A 2,140-nucleotide genomic window follows, 5' to 3' on the forward strand; every position below is an offset into this window, starting at 1 on the left:
GCCGCCGCCGTCCAGAGGGACGGCGGCCGGCACAAGGACCAGCGGGACCGCGAGATCCACCGGTTCGGCGAGTACATCGGCCAGTCGTTCCTGGTGATCGGCGGGGTCGCCGCGCTCGTCATGGCGATGGCCGAGGTCGACTACTTCTGGATCGCCAACGCGGCGTACCTCGCGTTCGTCCTCTCGGCGCTGATGAGCTCGGCCGCGAAGATCGCCGCCTACCGGCGGGGCTTCGGCCCGTGGTGAAGCCGACCAGGATCACCAACACCATCCGCACCCTGCGCTTCAACCACGGCGAGATGACCCAGGCGGCCCTCGCGGAGCGGATCGGCGTGACCCGGCAGACGGTCATCGCCATCGAACAGGGCAAGTACTCGCCGTCCCTGGAGACGGCGTTCCAGATCGCCCGGGTCTTCGGCGTCGCACTCGACGACGTCTTCCAGTACCCGGACTCCGAGGGGGAGGCATCATGAAGGCCGTCGTGCAGGACCGCTACGGCGAGGCGGACGTACTGGAGCTGCGGGAACGGGACCGGCCGGCCGTCGGGCCGGACGACGTCCTCGTCCGGGTGCGCGCCGCCGGCGTGGACCCCGGCGTCTGGCACCTCATGGCCGGACTCCCCTACCCCGTCCGGCTGGCCACCGGCCTGCGGACCCCGCGCAACCCCGTCCGCGGCACCGACGTCGCCGGACTGGTCGAGGAGGTCGGCCGCAACGTCACCGCACTCCGCGCCGGCGACGCGGTGTTCGGCAGCTGCGACGGCGCCTTCGCCGAGTACGCCCGCGCCCGGGCCGACCGGCTGGCACCCAAGCCCGACGGCCTGACCTTCGAACAGGCCGCCGTACTCCCCGTCTCCGGCTGCACCGCCCTGCAGGCCCTGCGCGACACCGGGCAGTTCCGGGCCGGACAGCACGTCCTGGTCATCGGCGCGGCCGGCGGCGTCGGCTCGTACGCCGTGCAGCTGGCCAAGGACCTCGGCGCCGAGGTCACCGGCGTGTGCAGCACCGGCAAGACCGAGCTGGTCCGCTCCCTCGGCGCCGACCACGTGCTCGACTACACCCGCCAGGAGATCACCGACGGCGGAGCCCGGTACGACCTCGTCCTCGACACCGCGGGCAACCGGCCGCTGAAGCGGCTGCGCCGCGCCCTCACCACCCGCGGCACCCTGGTCATCGTCGGCGGCGAGGCCGGCGGCCGCTGGCTGCAGGGCATCGACCGGCAGCTGCGGGCCGCCGCGCTCTCGCCGTTCACCGGCCAGCGGCTGCGGACGCTGATCGGCCGGCCGAACCGCAACGACCTGGAGTTCCTCGGGCAGGCCGCCGCCGACGGACGGCTGGCGCCGGTGCTCGACCGGACCTTCCCGCTGGCGGAGGCCGCGGCCGCCGTGCGCCACGTCCACGCGGGCCACGCCGCCGGCAAGACCGTCCTCACCGTCTGAGCCGACCGCGACGCAGCGGGCCGACCGGGGAGGCTCCGGGCGTGGTGGCCCGTGCCGCTCCGGTCGGCCCGCTGTCAGGACCTGCCTACTGGGCGCCGCTGACGCCCGGGGCGACGAAGCGCCGGTGGAGCGGGGAGAAGGAGGTCTCGGGGGCGCCGGCGATCCCGGCCTTCTCGACCGCCGGTGCGAGCCGCTCCGCGAAGAACGCCTGGAAGGCCTGCTCGGACTCCCAGACATCGGTCACATGGAGGCCGCGGGCGTCGAACCAGGCCACGTGGACGTGGCCGCCGGCCGCCGGCACCTCCTCCCAGTCGACCGCGTCCCGCACCGAGTCGTACTGCTCCGGGGTCACCCCGGCCCAGTGCATCGACATCACCACAGCCATGTTCTGCTCCTCACTGCTCCCAGCGGCCAACAGGTGGTTGCGCTTCAGCCAACATCCGCTCACGGCCGCCCGCACCTCTGCGGCGGCCGGCAGGGCCCCCGCCCCGGCGCGACCATCGTCCCGCCCGCACTCCGTGCCCGAGTAGAGCGTGCAGGGGCTCGGCGAAGGCCGGGGAGAGCCCCCTAACGCCCGGTACACACTCCACCCGGCAACCGCCGGTGCCGCGGAACCGGGGGTTGGCGCGGCGGGCGCCCGGCTCCGCGGGTCCGGTGTGTGACGCCGCTCGCACGCGGCGCCGGGCGGGGGTGTGGGTAGGT

General features: G+C 74.4%; 3 protein-coding genes and 1 pseudogene. 3 read left to right on the plus strand and 1 reads right to left on the minus strand.

Annotation, left to right across the window (positions count from 1 at the left end; translation table 11 throughout):
• The 3 genes and pseudogenes from ACFV0G_RS23070 to ACFV0G_RS23080 all read left to right on the plus strand — a co-directional run.
• Nucleotides 1-246, plus strand: a pseudogene (locus ACFV0G_RS23070) (hypothetical protein); the annotation flags it as partial.
• A complete protein-coding gene (locus tag ACFV0G_RS23075; protein ID WP_380550961.1) occupies nt 240-473 on the plus strand; it encodes a helix-turn-helix transcriptional regulator in 234 nt (77 codons plus the stop codon). The pseudogene ACFV0G_RS23070 and the gene ACFV0G_RS23075, both read left to right, overlap by 7 nt.
• The gene (locus ACFV0G_RS23080; protein ID WP_380550964.1) at nt 470-1,438 is read left to right on the plus strand and encodes an NAD(P)-dependent alcohol dehydrogenase; all 969 of its coding nucleotides are present in this window, start codon (nt 470-472) and stop codon (nt 1,436-1,438) included. The genes ACFV0G_RS23075 and ACFV0G_RS23080 overlap by 4 nt, the downstream gene beginning before the upstream one ends.
• Nucleotides 1,439-1,523: 85 nt before the next feature.
• Here ACFV0G_RS23080 and ACFV0G_RS23085 read toward each other — a convergent pair whose 3' ends face one another.
• Nucleotides 1,524-1,823, minus strand: a complete 300-nt coding sequence (locus ACFV0G_RS23085) for a hypothetical protein (protein WP_380550967.1) — start codon at nt 1,821-1,823, stop codon at nt 1,524-1,526.
• Between the last annotated feature and the right edge of the window lie 317 nt (nt 1,824-2,140).

Source organism: Kitasatospora sp. NPDC059571, from assembly GCF_042735675.1.
Taxonomy (GTDB): domain Bacteria; phylum Actinomycetota; class Actinomycetes; order Streptomycetales; family Streptomycetaceae; genus Kitasatospora.

Coding starts and splice junctions, on each gene's coding strand:
- ACFV0G_RS23080 (WP_380550964.1), top strand. CDS start 470: ATGAAGGCCGTCGTGCAGGACCGCTACGGCGAGGCGGACGTACTGGAG.
- ACFV0G_RS23085 (WP_380550967.1), bottom strand. CDS start 1,823: ATGGCTGTGGTGATGTCGATGCACTGGGCCGGGGTGACCCCGGAGCAG.